At 41.4% G+C, this 19,973-nt stretch carries 17 protein-coding genes, 3 tRNA genes and 2 pseudogenes; 15 read left to right on the forward strand and 7 right to left on the reverse strand.

The window, feature by feature from the left end; translation table 11 throughout:
- Positions 1-280, reverse strand: a pseudogene (locus L1272_RS20810) (hypothetical protein); the annotation flags it as partial.
- A 705-nt stretch (positions 281-985) separates the two neighbouring features.
- Between L1272_RS20810 and L1272_RS20815 the strand changes: the two are divergent.
- The 12 genes from L1272_RS20815 to L1272_RS20870 all read left to right on the forward strand — a co-directional run bounded on the left by L1272_RS20815 (position 986) and on the right by L1272_RS20870 (position 11,969).
- Positions 986-1,061 (forward strand) — tRNA-His (locus L1272_RS20815).
- Between the two features lie 16 nt (positions 1,062-1,077).
- A tRNA-Pro gene (locus tag L1272_RS20820) sits at positions 1,078-1,154 on the forward strand.
- A 125-nt stretch (positions 1,155-1,279) separates the two neighbouring features.
- Positions 1,280-1,356, forward strand: a tRNA-Pro gene (locus L1272_RS20825).
- A gap of 410 nt (positions 1,357-1,766) precedes the next feature.
- Positions 1,767-3,071: a trigger factor gene (gene tig / locus L1272_RS20830; protein WP_054553149.1), complete on the forward strand. Its 1,305-nt coding sequence runs from the start codon at positions 1,767-1,769 to the stop codon at positions 3,069-3,071.
- 273 nt (positions 3,072-3,344) lie between these two features.
- Positions 3,345-3,962: an ATP-dependent Clp endopeptidase proteolytic subunit ClpP gene (gene clpP / locus L1272_RS20835; RefSeq protein WP_054553148.1), complete on the forward strand. Its 618-nt coding sequence runs from the start codon at positions 3,345-3,347 to the stop codon at positions 3,960-3,962.
- 135 nt (positions 3,963-4,097) lie between these two features.
- Entirely contained in the window at positions 4,098-5,381 is a 1,284-nt protein-coding gene (gene clpX, locus L1272_RS20840) for an ATP-dependent protease ATP-binding subunit ClpX (RefSeq protein WP_054553147.1), read from the forward strand.
- Positions 5,382-5,524: 143 nt separating this feature from the next.
- Positions 5,525-7,885 (forward strand): endopeptidase La, encoded by a 2,361-nt coding sequence (gene lon / locus L1272_RS20845; RefSeq protein ID WP_054553146.1) that lies wholly within the window; start codon positions 5,525-5,527, stop codon positions 7,883-7,885.
- 197 nt (positions 7,886-8,082) lie between these two features.
- Positions 8,083-8,373 (forward strand): HU family DNA-binding protein, encoded by a 291-nt coding sequence (locus tag L1272_RS20850; RefSeq protein ID WP_175580427.1) that lies wholly within the window; start codon positions 8,083-8,085, stop codon positions 8,371-8,373.
- 158 nt (positions 8,374-8,531) lie between these two features.
- Entirely contained in the window at positions 8,532-10,433 is a 1,902-nt protein-coding gene (gene ppiD, locus L1272_RS20855; RefSeq protein ID WP_235374205.1) for a peptidylprolyl isomerase, read from the forward strand.
- An 89-nt stretch (positions 10,434-10,522) separates the two neighbouring features.
- Entirely contained in the window at positions 10,523-10,921 is a 399-nt protein-coding gene (locus L1272_RS20860; protein WP_054553144.1) for a GNAT family N-acetyltransferase, read from the forward strand.
- Positions 10,918-11,259: a cupin domain-containing protein gene (locus tag L1272_RS20865; protein WP_235374206.1), complete on the forward strand. Its 342-nt coding sequence runs from the start codon at positions 10,918-10,920 to the stop codon at positions 11,257-11,259. The genes L1272_RS20860 and L1272_RS20865 overlap by 4 nt, the downstream gene beginning before the upstream one ends.
- Before the next feature lie 5 nt (positions 11,260-11,264).
- Positions 11,265-11,969: an alpha/beta fold hydrolase gene (locus L1272_RS20870; RefSeq protein WP_235374207.1), complete on the forward strand. Its 705-nt coding sequence runs from the start codon at positions 11,265-11,267 to the stop codon at positions 11,967-11,969.
- Between the two features lie 93 nt (positions 11,970-12,062).
- Here the strand turns inward: L1272_RS20870 and L1272_RS20875 are convergent, their stop codons facing one another.
- From L1272_RS20875 to pspF, 6 genes are read right to left on the reverse strand one after another with little or no spacing between them, the layout of a single operon-like run.
- Positions 12,063-12,824 (reverse strand): ATP-binding cassette domain-containing protein, encoded by a 762-nt coding sequence (locus tag L1272_RS20875; RefSeq protein WP_235374208.1) that lies wholly within the window; start codon positions 12,822-12,824, stop codon positions 12,063-12,065.
- Entirely contained in the window at positions 12,824-13,816 is a 993-nt protein-coding gene (locus L1272_RS20880; protein ID WP_054562069.1) for a peptide ABC transporter ATP-binding protein, read from the reverse strand. The genes L1272_RS20875 and L1272_RS20880 overlap by 1 nt, the downstream gene beginning before the upstream one ends.
- A 2-nt stretch (positions 13,817-13,818) precedes the next feature.
- On the reverse strand, positions 13,819-14,712 hold the full coding sequence (locus L1272_RS20885) for an ABC transporter permease subunit (RefSeq protein ID WP_054562068.1): 894 nt from the start codon (positions 14,710-14,712) through the stop codon (positions 13,819-13,821).
- A complete protein-coding gene (locus L1272_RS20890) occupies positions 14,699-15,733 on the reverse strand; it encodes an ABC transporter permease (protein ID WP_235374209.1) in 1,035 nt (344 codons plus the stop codon). The genes L1272_RS20885 and L1272_RS20890 overlap by 14 nt, the downstream gene beginning before the upstream one ends.
- On the reverse strand, positions 15,733-17,340 hold the full coding sequence (locus tag L1272_RS20895; RefSeq protein ID WP_054562066.1) for an ABC transporter substrate-binding protein: 1,608 nt from the start codon (positions 17,338-17,340) through the stop codon (positions 15,733-15,735). Before L1272_RS20895 ends, L1272_RS20890 begins: the two co-directional genes overlap by 1 nt.
- Positions 17,341-17,355: 15 nt before the next feature.
- The gene (gene pspF, locus L1272_RS20900; RefSeq protein ID WP_054562065.1) at positions 17,356-18,429 is read right to left on the reverse strand and encodes a phage shock protein operon transcriptional activator; all 1,074 of its coding nucleotides are present in this window, start codon (positions 18,427-18,429) and stop codon (positions 17,356-17,358) included.
- Between the two features lie 188 nt (positions 18,430-18,617).
- Here pspF and pspA point away from each other — a divergent pair, with 188 nt between their 5' ends.
- From pspA to pspC, 3 genes and pseudogenes are all read left to right on the forward strand, one after another.
- On the forward strand, positions 18,618-19,280 hold the full coding sequence (gene pspA, locus L1272_RS20905) for a phage shock protein PspA (RefSeq protein ID WP_054553137.1): 663 nt from the start codon (positions 18,618-18,620) through the stop codon (positions 19,278-19,280).
- A gap of 57 nt (positions 19,281-19,337) precedes the next feature.
- Positions 19,338-19,571: an envelope stress response membrane protein PspB gene (gene pspB / locus L1272_RS20910; RefSeq protein WP_036969793.1), complete on the forward strand. Its 234-nt coding sequence runs from the start codon at positions 19,338-19,340 to the stop codon at positions 19,569-19,571.
- Positions 19,568-19,846 (forward strand): annotated as a pseudogene (gene pspC, locus L1272_RS20915) (envelope stress response membrane protein PspC); the annotation flags it as partial. The gene pspB and the pseudogene pspC, both read left to right, overlap by 4 nt.
- Positions 19,847-19,973 lie beyond the last annotated feature (127 nt).

Consider the following 19,973-nt stretch of genomic DNA (forward strand, 5'->3'; position numbering starts at 1 on the left):
GCGTAATGATTCTTTCAATTGGCCTACTGAAATTTTCCGCGACAAACTCTGGAGTAGCTTGCAAAGGCTGCTCATAAATAATGAATACTTTCTTTAAAGGAGGGAGTTTATTTATTATTTCACTTATTAAAAGCTGTTCTTTTGACCCAAGGCAGTTGCCAATGACGACATAGCCCTTCGCATTCGAGGGCATTTGAAGTGAGTAGTCCGGCTGTGGAAAAGATGGTAATTCCCTATTTAGCTCTTCAAAGGATTCTACCGGCAATTGGTCTTCTTTCATGTTTATATCTTATTATTTCTCAAACAATAAATTGATATTAACTTATTGATTTGTATAAAGTAAATAATACACAATGAGCACTGCACGTGAACAAGTAATTAGCATTGTTCGATAACTATATATTTTATTTGAAATTTTTATACAGCTTTTGAAATTTTCGATTGAGAAAGTCACTTAGAAAAATTAAAAAAATTTAGAGTTGCAAATATCCACTATCTATATACGGGCAGATATGTATAGAAAGAAAGTAACCATAGAAAATTAATACGCAATGCGTATGGGGTAAAATAGTGTAGTCATCGTCTCATTAGGGATTGGTATGTACTGAACTGAAACATTAATGTTTAAGAGGGTAGAGCGCTTGCCTTACTCTCTACTAAAAGAATAGCTATAATTAGCAATTCACTAGTAACGTTTTACCTAATTTATATGTGCGTATATATGCACTAGGTTTGTTTGTTTTTTTATGCATTAAGTGCATAAAAAAGTTTGACTTTGGAAATGAGCTATATATAATGCGCCTCGTTGTTTAGAGAACTCACGGAGAGTCTCGAAGGCGTTATAAACAAAGGGATTTTTCCTTGTAGGATTGTTATACGAAATTTATGTTTTAACCCACCCACCCATAGTTTAATGGTTGGTTTAGGTGGATATAAAGGTTCGAATCCTTCCGGGTGCGCCATTTGAAAATATGTAAATGCCGTGGTGATTGTAGCTCAGTTGGTAGAGCCCCGGATTGTGATTCCGGTTGTCGTGGGTTCGAGCCCCATCAGTCACCCCAATTTACTCTAAGATATCGGCGATTAGCGCAGTTTGGTAGCGCACTTGGTTTGGGTCCAAGGGGTCGCAGGTTCAAATCCTGCATCGCCGACCACTTTTGGAAAGTTCAAGGTCAAAGAACGATTGGTTTGGGTATATCCAATTCAGTCGAAGGTGCAAATTTTGCATCGCCGACCACTTTTAATAAGCGGTCTTTATTTTCAAAACTTCTCTCAGTATCGGCGATTAGCGCAGTTTGGTAGCGCACTTGGTTTGGGTCCAAGGGGTCGCAGGTTCAAATCCTGCATCGCCGACCACTTTTAAAGAATTATGGTCAAAGAACGATTGGTTTGGGTATATCCAATTCAGTCTCAGGTTCAAATTCTGCATCGCCGACCACTTCTAAATTTCTAAATACATCCTTTAATTCAGCTTAATTCTCCTTTGTTATTTTGTTGCGTTCGTTTTTTACGCATTTAAACGCTGATTGCTGCTATATACGCCAAATAATTGCCCCCCAGACTCGACTATCATAAATATTAGGTTATAATGCCGCGTCTATTGTTTAACATAGTGCCCATAGGGGCAAAGCAGCAATGGTATCTCATGGTTACAATGCGCCGTTTTAAGTTGAAATTTTCAGCGTTAAAACTTGCTATCACTCATGGAGATCACCTTGTTTGTAAGGAAGGCGAACAGTCGCCAAAATTGAAGATTGAGGTAAATCATGCAAGTTTCTGTTGAGACGACTCAAGGCCTTGAGCGCCGTCTGACCATCACCGTTCCTGCAGAGAACGTTGAGACTGAAGTAAAAAAACGCTTACAACAACTGTCTAAAACCCAGCGTATCGATGGTTTCCGTCCAGGTAAAGTACCAGCGTCTATCATCAACAAGCGTTACGGTGCTGCAGTACGTCAAGAAGTTGCTGGCGAATTAATGCAACGCAACTACATCGAAGCAATCGTTTCTGAAAAAATTAACCCAGCTGGTTCACCTACTTTCGCTCCTAAAGCGTTAGAAGCTGGTAAAGATTTAGAATTCGATGCAACTTTCGAAGTTTACCCAGAAGTTGAAATCCAAGGTTTAGATAAAATCGCTGTTGAAAAGCCAGCTGTATCTGTAACTGACGAAGACCTAGCTAACATGCTAGAAACTCTACGTAAGCAACACGCTTCTTGGGCTGAAGTTGACGCAGCTGCTGGCGAGAACGATCGTGTAACTATCGACTTCGTTGGTTCTATCGAAGGCGAAGAGTTCGAAGGCGGTAAAGCTGAAGACTTCCCACTAGAACTTGGTCAAGGTCGTATGATCCCAGGTTTCGAAGACAACATCGTTGGCAAAAAAGCGGGCGAAGAAGTTGTTGCTGAAGTAACTTTCCCTGAAGAGTACCACGCTGAAAACCTTAAAGGTAAAGCAGCTACTTTCGCAATCACTGTTAAGAAAGTTGAAACTCAAGAGCTTCCTGAGCTTAACGACGAGTTCGCAACTAAATTCGGTGTAGCTGAAGGCGGTGTTGACGCTCTTAAAGAAGAAGTTAAAAAGAACATGACACGTGAGCTTGACCAAGCAGTTAAAGCTAACGTTAAAGATCAAGCTATCAAAGGTCTTTTAGCTAACAACGAAATCGAAGTGCCAAAAGCGCTAGTAGATCAAGAAATTGATGCGCTACGTCAGCAAGCTGCACAACGTTTCGGTGGCGACGCTAAAAACATGCCTGAGCTTCCAGCTGAATTATTCCACGAGCAAGCTGTAACTCGCGTTAAGACTGGCCTATTACTAGGTGAAGTAATTAAAGCGAACGAGCTTAAAGTTGACGACGCTAAAGTTGAAGAGTTAATCGCAACTGTAGCTTCTGCATACGAAGATCCAACTGAAGTAGTAGAGTACTACAAAGCAAACGATCAGCTTATGCAGCAAATGCGCAACGTAGCGATGGAAGAGCAAGCAGTTGAAGCTATCCTAGCTAAAGCAAACGTGACTGACGTTGAAAAAGCATTCGACGACATCATGAATCCACAGCAAGGTGCTTAATAAGTCATTGACTTAAGCTCTCGCTAGCGATTAAATGGCTCGTGTTACCCTGTATTTATACAGCGTACTCGGGCCATTTTAGTTTGTGGTATCAGTTTCAAAAAAACCAACAATACTGATGTTATTTCAGAACTTTTTTCGACGAGGATTGAATTTGTTCTGATAAGTTCCTATATAGTTATAAAGATTGAATAGACAGCTTAATTTACATTAGTATAAATGTGCTTTCCTTATAGTAAGGATGAGTCGCAGCGGATAAGGAATTAAATAAGAATGAATAGCGGTATGATAGACCCTCTAAACGCACTAGTCCCTATGGTTGTCGAACAAACAGCTAAAGGTGAGCGCTCATATGATATTTACTCACGTCTTTTAAAAGAGCGCATTATTTTCTTAACTGGCCAAGTAGAAGATAACATGGCTAATTTGATTCTTGCGCAAATGCTGTTTTTAGAATCAGAAAACCCAGAAAAAGATATTTATCTTTATATCAATTCGCCAGGCGGTTCTGTGACTGCGGGTATGGCAATTTACGATACAATGAATTTTATCAAGCCTGATGTAAGCACAATTTGTGTTGGCCAAGCGGCAAGCATGGGTGCATTTTTGCTATCAGGTGGTGCTAAAGGTAAGCGTTTTTGTTTACCTAACTCACGTGTAATGATCCACCAACCATTAGGTGGTTTCCAAGGTCAGGCATCTGACTTTGAAATTCATGCCCGTGAAATCTTATCAATTAAAGATAAGCTAAACCGTTTAATGGCTGAACATACTGGCCAGCCACTCGATGTGGTTTCTCGTGATACCGATCGCGACAACTTCATGAGCGCAAGCGAAGCGGTTGAATACGGCCTAGTTGATTCAGTATTTTCAAGCCGCGAATCGAAGTAATCTGAATAGCTAATAATAACGTATTGTTAGCTATCACCCTTTACTATGCGAAAACTAATATTCTTTGATATAGTTAAACATAGTGAATTAGCAGTGGCCTAGTGCTACTGCCAACGTAATAAATGAGGTAGCTGAATGTCTGACACTCCTACAGACGGCGACAAAAGTAATAAATTGTTATACTGCTCTTTCTGCGGCAAAAGCCAGCACGAAGTTCGCAAACTAATTGCTGGTCCTTCAGTATATATTTGCGATGAATGTGTTGAGCTGTGTAACGATATTATCAGGGAAGAAATCAAAGACATTGCGCCGAAGCATAATGCGTCTGATAAACTGCCTGTGCCGAAAGAAATTCGTAATCACTTAGATGATTACGTGATTGGCCAAGACCACGCGAAAAAAGTGCTGTCGGTTGCGGTATACAATCACTACAAACGTTTACGTAATCAAACAATCAATGCAGATATTGAGCTTGGTAAGAGTAATATTCTACTAATCGGTCCTACAGGTAGTGGTAAAACATTACTTGCTGAAACCATGGCTCGTTTACTTGATGTACCATTCACGATGGCGGATGCAACGACACTAACTGAAGCAGGTTATGTAGGTGAAGACGTTGAAAACATCATTCAAAAGCTGCTGCAAAAATGTGATTACGACGTAGAAAAAGCACAACGTGGTATTGTTTACATCGATGAAATCGACAAGATTTCTCGTAAGTCTGACAATCCATCGATCACCCGTGACGTATCGGGCGAAGGTGTACAACAAGCCTTACTTAAGCTAATTGAAGGGACGGTTGCATCTGTGCCACCACAAGGCGGCCGTAAGCATCCACAGCAAGAATTCTTGCAAGTTGATACATCTAAGATCCTATTTATCTGTGGCGGTGCGTTTGCTGGCCTAGATAAAGTGATTGAACAACGCAGCCATAAAAATACCGGTATTGGTTTTGGTGCTGAAGTTAAGCAATCATCAGGTAGCCGTAGCTTAAGTGAAACATTTAAAGATGTTGAACCAGAAGATTTAGTGAAATACGGTTTAATCCCTGAGTTCATCGGTCGTCTTCCGGTTGTTGCGACACTTACAGAGCTAGATGAAGCAGCGCTTATTCAAATTCTTAGCGAACCAAAAAATGCATTAACTAAACAGTTCTCTGCATTGTTTGCGATGGAAGATGTTGAGCTTGAGTTCCGCGAAGATGCACTTAGCGCAATTGCTCATAAAGCAATGGAGCGTAAGACTGGTGCTCGTGGCTTACGTTCAATCGTTGAAGGCGTATTACTTGATACTATGTATGAATTACCTTCGATGGATGATGTTAGCAAAGTGGTTATTGATGAAACCGTTATTAAAGGTGAGTCAGACCCAATTTTGATTTACCAAAGCGGTAACCAAGACAAAGCTGCATCAGAATAAAGCTGTAATAGTTTAAAAGTTAAGCAGTTGAACACGAAAAAGGAGCCAAAGGCTCCTTTTTTTATAAATATGTTGAACTTTCCCTTACATATCCCCATATACTTGAGTAATCTTTAAAATAAATGAAGTGCGAAGAGAATATAATGACGCTTGAGAGAACAGATCGAGTCGAAATCCCCGTGTTGGCACTGCGCGATGTAGTGGTTTATCCACACATGGTGATCCCGCTATTTGTTGGTCGTGAAAAATCAATAAAATGCCTAGAAGCGGCGATGGACAAGGACAAACAAATTTTCCTAGTGGCGCAAAAAGACGCCTCTGTTGATGATCCGCAGCAAGATGATATCTACCGTGTTGGCACCATTGCCACAGTACTTCAGTTATTAAAGTTACCTGATGGCACCGTTAAAGTGCTTGTTGAAGGCACACAACGTGCAAGCGTTGAAACGTTTTTAGATAACGATGATTTCTTTGTGGCTGAAGCACAGTTCATCGAATCAAGCCATATCGACGAGCAAGAACAAGATATCTTTATTCGCAGCGCAATTAGCCAATTTGAAGGCTATGTAAAGCTTAATAAGAAGATCCCACCTGAAGTACTTACTTCTGTGTCTGGCATTGATGAAGCTGCGCGTCTTGCTGATACCATGGCAGCACACATGCCGCTTAAGGTACCTGAAAAGCAAAAAGTGCTTGAGATTGCCGATGTGACTGAGCGTCTTGAATACTTAATGGCGCTGATGGAAGGCGAGATTGACTTACTGCAAGTTGAGAAAAAAATCCGTACTCGCGTGAAAAAGCAGATGGAAAAGTCCCAGCGTGAGTATTATCTCAACGAGCAAATGAAAGCGATTCAAAAAGAGCTTGGCGAACTTGATGATGTACCCGATGAATTCGAAGCAATTAAAAAACGCATCGAAGAGTCTGGTATGCCTAAAGAAGCGCAAGAGAAAGCAAACGCTGAGTTATCTAAATTAAAAATGATGTCGCCGATGTCGGCGGAAGCAACCGTCGTGCGCTCGTATATTGATACGCTAATCAATGTACCTTGGAAAAAACGCTCTAAGGTGAAAAAAGACTTAGCTGGCGCACAAAAGATTTTAGATAGTGATCATTACGGCTTAGATAAAGTTAAAGAGCGTATTATTGAGTATCTAGCGGTGCAACAACGCACTAATAAGCTTAAAGGCCCAATTTTATGTTTAGTCGGTCCTCCTGGTGTAGGTAAGACTTCACTAGGTCAGTCAATCGCACGCTCTACAGGTCGTAAATATGTGCGTATGGCATTAGGTGGCGTTCGTGACGAAGCGGAAATCCGTGGTCACCGCCGTACTTACATTGGTTCTATGCCTGGTAAGTTAATCCAGAATATGACTAAAGTTGGTGTAAAGAACCCATTATTCTTATTAGATGAAATCGATAAGATGTCATCAGATATGCGTGGCGACCCTGCATCAGCACTACTTGAAGTACTTGATCCTGAGCAAAACAGTCATTTTGCCGATCACTACTTAGAAGTTGATTACGACTTATCTGACGTGATGTTCGTGGCAACATCAAATAGCTTTAATATCCCAGGTCCGTTATTAGACCGTATGGAAGTGATTCGCCTTTCGGGTTACACCGAAGACGAGAAGCTAAACATTGCTAAACAGCACTTGATTCCAAAACAAGTTAAGCGCAATGGTTTAAAAGAGCATGAAGTTGAAATTGCTGACAGCGCAATTATTGGCATTATCCGCTACTACACACGTGAAGCGGGCGTTCGTAACTTAGAGCGTGAAGTGTCAAAACTATGCCGTAAAGCAGTTAAAAACATCCTGCTTGATAAAGACACTAAAAAGGTCCTTATCGACGATAACAACCTTGAAGAGTTCTTAGGCGTACAACGCTTTGATTATGGTAAAGCTGAAGACGGTGACCGTATTGGCCAAGTAACGGGTCTTGCGTGGACTGAAGTAGGTGGTGATTTACTGACTATTGAATCAGCAGCTGTACCAGGTAAAGGCAAGCTAACTTACACAGGTTCGCTTGGTGATGTAATGCAAGAGTCAATTCAGGCTGCGATGACGGTTGTTCGTAATCGTGCTGAAAAACTTCGCATTAATAGCGACTTCTATGAGAAACGTGACATTCATGTTCACGTGCCAGAAGGTGCAACACCAAAAGATGGCCCAAGTGCTGGTATTGCCATGGTAACTGGTTTGGTATCGAGCTTAACGGGTAATCCAGTGCGCTCAGATGTAGCAATGACAGGTGAAATCACATTACGTGGTGAAGTATTACCAATTGGTGGCTTAAAAGAAAAGCTACTGGCAGCGCATCGTGGTGGAATTAAAACCGTAATTATTCCAAAAATTAACGAACGTGACTTAAAAGAGATCCCAGACAACGTATTAGAGGGCCTTGAAATTCACCCAGTTACATGGATTGATGACGTTTTAAAACTGGCTTTGAAGCACCCAGTAGAGAGTTTTTCTGTCGAAACTGAAAAAAACCAGTAAAAAACCGCAAAAAAGTGCATTTAGGGGCTTTTCAAATACAAAGGGTATGATAAGTTAAGCACTAGTTTTCAAGCCTAGGCCTTATGTGGCCTAGGGTTGAGAAAAATATAATAAACTGAGCATAAACTTAATTTGCTCATAAATTTTCAAAACAGTGATGTTATTTTTTATAAAAACAATCGCTCTTGATAATAACAATGAAAGAGGATGATATTGTGAATAAATCTCAATTAATCGATCAAATCGCAGCTGACGCTGACATTTCTAAAGCGGCTGCAGGTCGTGCACTAGATTCATTCATCGAGGCTGTTTCAGGCGCTCTTAAAGATGGCGATTCAGTAGCGCTAGTTGGCTTTGGTACTTTCTCTGTACGTGAGCGTGCAGCGCGTTCAGGTCGCAACCCGCAAACTGGTGAGACTATCCAGATTGCTGCAGCAAACATTCCTTCTTTCAAAGCAGGTAAAGCGCTGAAAGACGCAGTAAACTAATCATTAAAGATTAGTTGGTGAGAGATACCTAATCACACTTAAATTGAATTTAGGTAACTTATCACCAGTTACTTCAAGTGAAAAAGCGTATCTGGTAAGATACGCTTTTTTTACATGAGCAGGGTTAATTTGTACCTGATCAGAATAGAGATAGATAAATGCTTGAGAAAATCAGAGAAGGTTCGCAGGGACCTGCAGCCAAAATTATTTTAGGCGCGGTGATTTTATCTTTTGCTTTAGCTGGGATCGGTGGTTATTTAGGACAAACCACAGAGCAACCCGTTGCAGAAGTAAATGGAGTTAAAATTAGCCAAACCGAATTCAGCCGTGCATTCCAAAACGAACGTAACCGTTTAGAACAACAATTTGGCGAATACTTCGCACAAATCGCAGCTGATCCAAATTACATGGCACAAATTCGCCAAGGCGTAATCGACCGTTTAGTACAACAAGAATTGCAAACTCAACTAGCGGCAGAATTAGGTCTTCGTGTAAGTGACGAAAGCGTTCGTAAAGCAATTTTAGAAATGCCTTACTTCCAAGTAGGCGGCCAGTTTAGCAACGACCGCTACTTACAAGTTATTCGTCAAATGAATTTCCAACCAGATGCTTTCCGTGAATATTTACGTGAAGACATGACACGCAGCCAATTAGTAGGTGCTGTTGCTGGTACAGATTTCATCTTAGAAAATGAATTAAACAACAGCGTTGCTCTACAACAGCAAACGCGCAGTATTGATTACTTAGTTGTTGCGAAAGAATCATTACAAGCAGGTATCGAAGTAACAGAGCAAGAAATTGCTGATTACTATGAGTTGAATCAACCGCAATTCTTAGCACCAGAGCAAGTGTCTGTAAGCTACATTGACTTAAATGCAGCTACCTTAACGCTTGATTCAAGTGTTTCAGAAGAAGATATCAAAGCTTACTATGATCAAAACAGTGCACAATATATTGAGCCTGAAAAACGTCGTGTATCGCACATCTTAATTGATAACAGCGAAGACGATGATGCAGCAAAAGCGAAAGCTGAAGAGCTGCTAGCGCAGTTACAAAGCGGTGCTGATTTTGCTGAGCTAGCTGAGTCATCTTCTGATGACGTAGTGAGTGCAGAAATGGGCGGCGACCTAGACTGGATTGAACGTGACATGATGGACCCTGCGTTTGAAGATGCAACTTATGCTCTTGAAAACAAAGGTGACATTTCTGACGTTGTAGAATCAGAGTTTGGTTATCACATCATCAAACTTACTGATATTCAAACACAGCAAGTTAAACCATATGCTGACGTAAAAGATGAGCTTCGCGCTGAACTTGAGCGTACTAAGAAAATTAATGCGTTCTATGAAAAGCAAACTCAAATGGGTGAACTTGCGTTCGAAATTTCAGATACTTTAATTGATGCCGCAGAAGCAGCAGGCGTTGAAGTACAGAAAACAGAACTTGTTACTCGCAATGCATTACCTGAGCCGTTAAACAACCCACAAGTTGTTACTGCTATTTTCTCACCTGAAGTGTTAGAAGACCGCATGAACTCAGAAGTAATTGAAGTGGGTGATGAGCATGCCGTTGTTGTTCGTGTAAATGACCACAAAGCTGCTACAACGAAAGCACTAGCAGATGTTTCTGAGCAAATTAAGGCGACGTTAGTTTCACAAAAAGCATCGGAGCTTGCTAAAGAAAAAGCACGCACTCTATACGCTGAGATCGAAGCTGGTAAGAGCCTAAACGAAGTTGCACAAGCTGAAGGCCTAACAGTACGCCAAGAAGCTGCACTTGCTCGTCAAGCTTACACAGTGTCACCAGCGATTGTTCAACAAGCTTTCAAAATGGCTCACCCACAAGGTGCACCAGAGGTTGAAGTTGTTGACCTAAACAATGGCGATGCGGCAATTGTTGCGCTAAAAGCAGTTAATCCAGCGACTGAAGTTGAGATTAATGAGCAACAAAAGCAAAACATCACAATGGCTCAAGTGAATAAAAACTATATGGTATTTATTGCAGCACTAAAAGCACAAGCTGAAGTGCAAGTACCAAAAGCGACTCAAGCTGCTGAATAATTAGCAAAACGAGTTAAATAAAAGGCGCCTACTGGCGCCTTTTTTGTTACCGTTAAAGGTAATAGCAGTTGCAACTACAAGGAGTCCTTATGGAGTACAGTCTAATTGAGCAGCTACCAAGCGCAGAAGAATACTGTGATATGCGCCTTAAAGCTGGCTTATCAGCACGCTCATTAGCGGCTGCAAAGGCGGGGTTACCAAACTCTCTTTATGCTATTTGTATTCGTAAAAACGATGAGTTGATTGGCATGGGCCGCGTTATTGGCGATGGCGGTTGTAATTTTGAAGTGGTTGATATTGCTGTATCACCTGAATATCAAGGACAAGGGTTAGGGCGTGTCATTATGGAACATGTTGACCGCTACATTGAATCTGCCGCTTATGAAGGTAGTTACGTCACTATGGTCGCCGACAAACCCGGCTTTTACGAAAAGCTTGGCTACAAGTTTGTCGCACCACAAAGCCAAGGGATGTATAAAAAGTTTTGAGTATCATAGACAAACACAACACAGATCATTACACATGGGGTAACAATTGCGACGGTTGGCATTTGGTAAAGTCTAATGCGCTGAGTGTTATTCAAGAACATGTCCCAGTAGGTGAGGGTGAAGTAAAACACTATCATAAACATGCCGAACAATTTTTCTTTGTACTTAGTGGCTGTGCCACCATTGAACTTGATGGCCAAATACACCAACTCACTGCGCAACAAGGTTTGCATGTAACTGCTAGCCGAGTCCATCAGTTAAGTAATCAAGGTACTGAACCATTGCATTTTATCGTTACATCTACACCGCCAAGCCATGGTGACAGAGAAGAAGTGTAGCCCTTATGAAGCTTGTAATGTTACCCGGCCTTGATGGTACTGGATTATTGTTCGAAAATTTGGCTCAAGAGCTTTCTAGAAAATTTGAAGTTACTATTATCTCATTTGAAGACGTTTCAGGGCAGAGTTATCAGCAGCAAGCGGCTGAGGTTGCAGGCCAATTAAAAAATGATCGAATATTTATTGTTGCAGAGTCATATTCAGGGCCTATCGCGTATGCCTTAACTCAGCTGTTAAAGCCTAATCAGATTGCAGGAATTGTATTTCTTGCGAGCTTTATATCAAGGCCATCACCGATTGCACACATAGCTCATTTAATACCAAATGTCTTTTTTAAAGAGAATCGATTCACTCGCAAAAGCTTAACCTACTTTGGTTTTAATTCGCATTATAAACGCCAGCTAATAAGTGCTGTTTTTAACTCAATTAAAATGGCGGATAAAATAAAGCTGAGACATCGTTTACATAATATTGCGACTCTTAAAAAAGCAGATAACATCATCTCAATACCTGTGACTTACATTCGTCCATCGAAAGATCGACTCGTTTCTAGACAAGCGGTTAATGATCTTGCTAAAAACTGCATTAATTACAATGAAGTGAGTGTTTCAGGCGGACACTTTATCGCTCAGCTAAAGCCAAAAGAGTGCGCAGAGGTTATTTGTAAAGCAGTTAAATTGGCAGCACGAAGTGGCATTGATGATATTTAATCTGTGTCTTTTCGACGATTTATCTTAAAACTGACGGCTGATAGCTGATAGCTGATAGCTGATAGCTGATAGCTGATAGCTGACAGCTCACCATCAGCAATTCAATAACTTCTGCGTCACCACCGACTGTGGATCTTGGAAAATCGCTTCAGTTTGGCCGTATTCAACAATTTCACCGTGATCAAGTACCACAAGTTGGTCGCTTATGTGGCGCACCAAACTAAGATGATGCGTAATAAGTACATAGCTAAGCCCAGTATCTTTTTGTAGACGCAGTAATAAGTTTACCGTTTGTGCGCGTACAGACGGGTCTAGAGACGATAACGCTTCATCGAGCACTACAACCTTAGGGTCTAAAATTAAAGCCCGTGCAAGCGCTATACGTTGTAATTGACCACTACTAAACATATGCGGGTAATAGTGCTGGTGATCTAACAGCAAACCAACTTTTGCGAGGGTTTGTTTAATTTTATCTTCACGCTCTTCTTTGTTTAGGTCAGTGTTGTACTGTAAGCAGTCGTTAAGCATGTCGCCAATGGTTAAACCCGGGTTCAACGACGCCTCAGAGTCTTGGAAGATCATACGAATATGACGACAGTCGTTATCACGCAAGCCATCATTTTCGATGATATTACCATCGAGCAAAATTTGCCCTTTATCAGCGTTATCGGCTCCTGAGAGTAATTTAGCTAAGGTACTTTTGCCTGAGCCGGTTTCGCCGATAATTGCAATGGTTTCACCTTGTCCTAAGCAAAACGAAATATCTCTTAAAACAGAGAATCGTTTGCGTGAGAACAAGCCTGCGCGCAGGTTAAAACTCTTTGATAACGCTTGAACTTTGAGTAGGGGCTGCATTATTTCATCGCCTTAATTAATGGGAAGTGGCAGGCATAACTATGACTATGATGCTTGGTCAATTTCGGGGTAACCACACATTCTTTTTGTGCTTGTGGGCAACGTGGGCCCAAGCGGCAACCTATTGGCAAATGCTGCAAGGTCGGAATGGTGCCTTTTAAAGCATAAAACGGCTCTTTGTGAGCAAGCCCTTGCTCGTAGTCAGGTAAACTTTTTAATAGCGCTTGAGTATAGGGGTGATATGGCTGACTAAAAATACGATTAGTTGGGCCAGCTTCAACCATTTGTCCGCAGTAAAGAACATGCATGCCATGAGACCACTCAACAATTTCTTCAAGTTCGTGAGAAATCATCAAAATCGACATGTTCTTTAGCTGGTTCAAGCTCTTTAGAAGCCTAAAGACTTGCGCACGCGTGGTGCTTTCAAGGGCGGTAGTTGGCTCATCGGCAATCAATAGTTTTGGGGTACGTGCAATGGCCATGGCAATCATTACTTTTTGACAAATCCCTTCAGAGAGCTCATGAGGGTAGCTGTCGAGTACCTTTTTATGATCTTTAATACCGACCTTGTGGATTAACGCTTTTACTCTGTCTTTACGCTGTTTATTTCGCTTTAAGAAAAAGCCACTGGTTGCTTGCGCAGGCAGGGTTTCGGCAATTTGGTCAAATATCTTGGCAGTTGGATCTAGGCAGCGACTCGGATCTTGGTAGATCATAGCAATGTCTTGACCTACTAGTTTACGGCGTTGCTCGTTAGATAAGCGCATTAAATCAACACCACGCCAATGCATGCGATCAGCGGTGATATGCCAGCGTTTATTTAAAACCCCAACAATGGCTTTTGCAATTAAGCTTTTACCTGAGCCAGACTCGCCAACTAAAGCATGCACTTCACCTTCTTTTAAGGTCATGCTCACTCTATCAACCGCACGAATAACGGTATCTGAGGTGCGTAACTCTATCGTGAGATTGCGAATATCGAGTAATTGCATAATTAGTCGGCCTTACGTTCTTTAAGCACTTGGCGTAAACCGTCACCTACTAAATTGGTAGACAGTACTGCTAAAAATAATAATACGCCCGGTAAGCCAACAGTCCAAGGGGCAAGGTAAATTAAACCAAGGTTTTCAGCCAAAATAGCACCCCATTCTGTGGTTGGGGGCTGTGCGCCCAATTTTAAAAAGCCAAGTGCCGAGATATCCAAAATAGCGGTAGAAAGCGCCATGGTAAAAATAACCACAATATGCTCGTAAATATTCGGGAAGATACCACGAGCAAGAATATGCCAGTTTGACGCACCATCCAGTTTAAACGCTGTAATGTAATCTTTGTTAAGCTCTTCAACAATTAAGTTACGTACCGAGTGAATAAATTGAGGCAGTAAGGCTAAAATAATCGCCCATACTGTATTCATTAAGCCTGGGCCAAGAATCGCAATAATAATGATGGCCAGTAACAGCGATGGAATAGATAACGTAATATCAAGCAAGTGATTCAAAAAGCTTGAGCGAATTCCCCGGCTGATCCCAGCAAAAGTACCCACTAATACTCCAATTACTGTGGTGATCAAAGCGGCGACAACCGACAAACCAAAGGTGTAGGTTGCACCATTCATCAAGCGCGATAACACATCTCGGCCTAAATCGTCGGTGCCTAATAAAAAGCGTACGTCACCTGCATCATGCCACGATGGGGGTAACAGCAGTGCATCGCTGTGTTGTTGGTTCACGCCATAAGGTGCAAGGAGTGGTGCAGACACAGCCAGTAACACTAAAGCAATAAATAACCATAACCCCACAAGAGCAGGGTGATTAGTTTTAAATTTTTTCCAAAATCGCGCTAACGGCGATTTATTCGACTCTTCAGAAAATAAATTAAACTTTGCCATGAGCTTGGTTCCGCGATAATGGGTCGAATAAGGTATAAGTGAGCTCAGCAATAATGGTAGCTAAAATAACGAACATAGAAACAGCGAGTAAGCCACCTTGAATCGCAGGGTAGTCGCGCTGATAAATACTATCGATAAGCCAACGACCAATGCCCGGCCATGAGAAAATAACTTCGGTGATCATCGCAAGGGTGATCAAGGTACTAAACTGTAAACCTATTTGTTTAATAACCGGTAGCAGCGCATTACGCAGAGCGTGGTGAATAATCAGCTGTGCACGGTTTAAGCCTTTAGCGCGTGCTGTTTTAATGTAGCTTTGGTCTAACACTTTCAGCATCGAATCGCGGGTAAAGCGAACCAGTACTGTGGTCGGATACATAGCAAGTACAATGGTAGGCAAGGTTAGATGATGTATTGCATCTAAAAATGCCATGCCATCATACGGAAAGTCACCTAATATGATATCGATTAAAATAAAGCCGGTAATAGGTTCAATTTCGTAAAGTAGACCCATACGGCCCGACATCGGAAACCAACCGAGTTGCAGTGAAAACACCATGATCAACAATAGCGCTAACCAAAAAACAGGCATTGAATAGCCAAAAAGTGTGCCGGAATTTATCAGTTTATCAGGCCAACGTTTGTAGTAGGCAGCGGCTAAAATACCACTTGGTACGCCAACTATGACGGATACAATGAGCGCATAAAGACTCAATTCGAGTGTTGCTGGAAATAAGTCTTTTATATGTTGAAATACACTCTCACCAGATGCAAAAGAAATTCCCCAATCACCCTGAATAATACGCTCTAAAAAGGCAAAGTATTGCACTACGTAGTTTTCAGTAAAATGGAATTTTTCTTCTAAAGCACTGGTTTGTGAGAAGGTGCTATTGGTAATACCGCTTAAGTTAGTTAGTGCATCACCCGGAAACAAAAAGCTCAATGAAAAGGTAAAGATACTCAGTGTCAGCATCATAAACATCAAAAGTGCTAAGCGGCGTAGAATATAATCTAGGATCATTATTCTTTCCTCGCGTTAGCTAGTGAAATGCCACCAAAAGGGCTTAAGCTTATGCCTTTAACATCACTACTTGCTGCTTGAAAGCGCATACCATGGGCTATCGGTAAAATAGGCAGCTCTTGCACTATGATCCGCTGAGCCTGATTGTAGTATTGTTTACGCTTTTCAAGATCTGTTGTGTCTAAGGCTTGAGTAAGTAATAGATCAAACTCAGGGTGACACCAATTTGCTGGGTTTTTACCACTGAAAGTCGCAGTACAGCTTAATAATGGGCTCATAAAGTTATCAGGGTCTGGTGTATCTGCAGCCCAACCAAGTAACACGCTATCGTGTCTATGTTCACCAATTCGTTGTAAAAAGGTATTCCACTCGTACTCGACGATATTAACGTTCACACCAATCTTGCGTAAATCACTTTGCATCAACTCAGCCATTTTACGGGCATTGGGGTTATAAATACGGCTTACTGGCATGGCCCAAATATTCATATCAAAGCCATTTTTGTAGCCAGCCTCTGCGAGTAAGGTTTTGGCAAGTGCTGGGTTAAATTCTGGCATGGCTTTTTGCGCTTCAAATGCCCAAGAAGCCGGAGGCAGTAAAGACTGCGCTTTAATGCCGTTACCGTAATATACCGCTTGCATGATTTTATCGACATCAATGGCGCTTGCGAGTGCTTGGCGTACACGAACGTCATCAAAAGGCGGGCGCTCTGTGTTAAAGGCCCAATAACCAATATTTAAGTTTTGCTCTTTTTGAACTTTAATATCTTCACGTTGCGATAAAATACTAAGCTGCGCGCTGCTTGGGTGCGCAGTAACATCACACTCTTTGGTGAGCATTTTCGCAACGCGTGTGGTGCCGTTTGGCGTAATGTCATACACCAGTTGCTCAAGCACAACCGGGTGTTTCCAGTAGTCTGGGTTGCGGTAATAGCGAATTAAACGGTCGCGACGATATTCTTTATATACATAAGGGCCAGTACCCACTGGGTATTGGTCAAATAAGTTTTCTTGATTTCGCGCTTTAAGCTGCATGGCGTATTCTTCGGATAACACCACGGCAAAGTCGGTTGCTAGGTTTGCTAAAAAGCTGCTTTCAGCATTATAAAGCTCAAACCGTACTTGGTAATCAGAAACACGCACAATACGACGAATAAGCTGATCAATACCCACACTTTGAAAATAAGGGTAACTGGCATCACCAACAAAGTGATAAGGGTTATAAACGTCGAATAAGCGGCTGAAAGTAAAAATTACATCATCAGCGTTAAAATCACGGCTTGGGGTAAAGTATTTTGTGGTATGAAATTTAACCCCTTTACGCAGGGTAAAGGTGATTGCTTTGCCGTCTGGGCTAATTTTCCAATCAGTTGCCAGCTCTGCTTTAAACTCGGCAGACACCGGATCAATACTTAACAGGCGATCATAAAGCTGATTGGCGATAATATCGATAGTTGAACCCGTCGTTGTCACTTGCGGATTAAACGACACAGGGTTTGCTTCAGCGCAATAGACTAAGCCCTGGTTTTTTTGTTCTGTGGTTTTTTCTTCGTTATCTAGGCAGCCTACTAAGCACACCAAAGACAAAGCAAGTAACGGTTTAAACACCTGATTAGCCTCTAACTATTGCTGCTGATCTAATAAATTGTATTTTTTCAAATAGCCACGTAATTGATGATACGTTAATTCTAAGTGTTCTGCAGTTTTCTTTTGGTTAAATTGGCTATGTTCAAGCGCTTTTTTAATCACATCAATTTCAAAGTCGTTAGATAGCTGCTTTAAATTACAAGGAAATTGAATGTCGGGCTTATTGAGTGTCACAACGTCTTGATTTTGTGTCGTGGCGATAGGCGCAGCTTCTACGTTTGCAACAGGGGCACTGCTAACTGCAGCTTTAACGCGCTGTTTAGGTCTAAATTTACTCGCAAATGGATCTAAAATAATCTGGTGAACGGGAATATGTTCGTTACCATGACGATATAAGCTACGTTCAACCACATTCTTTAATTCACGAATATTACCCGGCCACTCATAAGATTGTAGCGTTTCGATGGCGCTACGCGTAAAGCCACTAAATAGCTCCCACTCAAGGTCGCGAGCCATGTTAATTGCAAATTGTTCTGCCAATAACATGATATCTTCTTGGCGTTCACGCAGCGGGGGCAGGGTAATAACATCAAAAGCGAGGCGGTCGAGTAAGTCGCTTCTAAATTCGCCTTGCTCAGCTAGGGTTGGTAAATCTTCATTGGTCGCACAGACTAATCGGGTATCGACTTTAACGGTTTGCTTACCACCAACGCGTTCAAATTCGCCGTATTCAATAACGCGTAGTAGTTTTTCTTGTACCATCGCCGAGGTATTGGCTAATTCATCAAGGAATAGCGTACCGCCATTAGCACGTTCAAAGCGGCCTTCGTGGCGCTTGCTAGCACCGGTGAATGCACCACTTTCATGACCAAATAATTCACTTTCGAGCAGGTTTTCGTTAAGCGCTGCACAGTTGAGCTTTATATAGTTTTGGTCCCAACGCTTAGATAAAAAGTGCAAACGCGCAGCAATAAGTTCTTTACCCGTACCGCGCTCACCAATAATAAGGACTGGCTTTTCTAAACTGGCTAGTTGCGAAACTTGATCAAGCACACTTAAAAAACTGTCAGATTGGCCGAGTAAATTATCCTGCTGGCGAAATTGGCTCATATTCCCTAACTCTTAGTCATTTTTACTAAGATCTAGTGTATTTCATTATCTATGAGAACTAAAGAAATTTATAAATTTAGTTTAACTGTTTGAATATATTAAGTTATTCTAAGTTTATAAAAGTTGGCAAGCATATTGATACTAGATATACCAACTGATTAAGTTAAAACACCAAAGAGGTAAATGTTATGGGAATTTTTTCACGTTTTGCAGACATCGTTAATTCTAATATCAATGCCATCTTAGATAAAGCAGAAGACCCAGAAAAAATGGTTCGCCTGATCATCCAAGAGATGGAAGATACATTAGTAGAAGTTCGCTCTACATCAGCAAAAACACTTGCAGAGAAAAAAGAGCTAGTACGTCGCGTTGAAACTTTAAAAGTTCAAGTTGCAGACTGGCAAGAAAAAGCTGAATTAGCACTAAGCAAAGACCGTGATGATTTAGCACGTGCAGCACTGATTGAAAAGCAAAAGTCAGCAGATGCAGTCGCAGCGGTTGAAACTGAGCTTGAGCATGTAGAGTCTCACATCGAGAAACTACAGCAAGAAGTCAGCACGTTACAAGAGAAGCTAGCTGATGCAAAAGCTCGTCAAAAAGCAATCATCTTACGTCAACGCTCAGCTGAGTCACGTCTTGAAGTTAAAAAAGCACTCGACAGCTCTAAAGTTGAAGACGCTTTAAACCGCTTCGAACGTTACGAAACTAAGATCGATGGTCTAGAATCACAAATAGAGTCTTATGATCTTGGTAAAAAATCATTAGCTGACGAAATTGCTGGTCTTCAGCAAGACGAAAAGATTGATGATGAGCTAGCTGAGCTTAAGAAAAAACTAGCAGATAAAAAATAATAAATGGGGGCATGTCCCCCAATGCTTAAACACATAACGGATTGACAGGAGAGTACCATGTTCGACGCAGAAGTTTTGATGGCACCGATTATTGTTTTTATGGTGGTTGTTGCCCCACTTTGGCTAATTTTACATTACCGTAGTAAAAAACAAGTGAGCCAAGGTTTAAGTGAACACGAGCACCGCCAATTATTAGAGCTTGCACAAAAAGCGGATAAAATGGCAGAGCGTGTTGAAACATTAGAAGCCTTATTAGATCAAGAGGCTCCGCAGTGGAGACGTAAAGTATGAGTACCAAACGCGAATTATTTAGAGACGCAGAGCGCGGTAAAATAGCTGGCGTGTGCGCAGGTATCAGCGATTACTTTAACATGGAGCTTTGGCTGGTACGCATTTTAGTGGTGACAGCAGTGCTATTATCAGGTGGTCCATTTATTGTTGTTGCTTACATTGCTGCTTGGTTTATTTTAGATAAAAAACCAGCAGAAAAAACAGATAAAAGCACAGACAGCATTCACCAAGACCCGCTTGAAGTAAAATTTAAAGTATGGCAAAAAGGGGAACCACACGGCAAGATCATTATAAATTGAACTTATAGAGCAAGTAGTGATCAGATCAAGGCATAATAATTACTTGGTCGCATAAATATGAGCACTACTTTTCTGAAACATTTTAATTCAATTACAGATCCTC

The sequence above is a fragment of the Pseudoalteromonas sp. PAST1 genome (assembly GCF_021532515.1).
Classification (GTDB): domain Bacteria; phylum Pseudomonadota; class Gammaproteobacteria; order Enterobacterales; family Alteromonadaceae; genus Pseudoalteromonas; species Pseudoalteromonas simplex.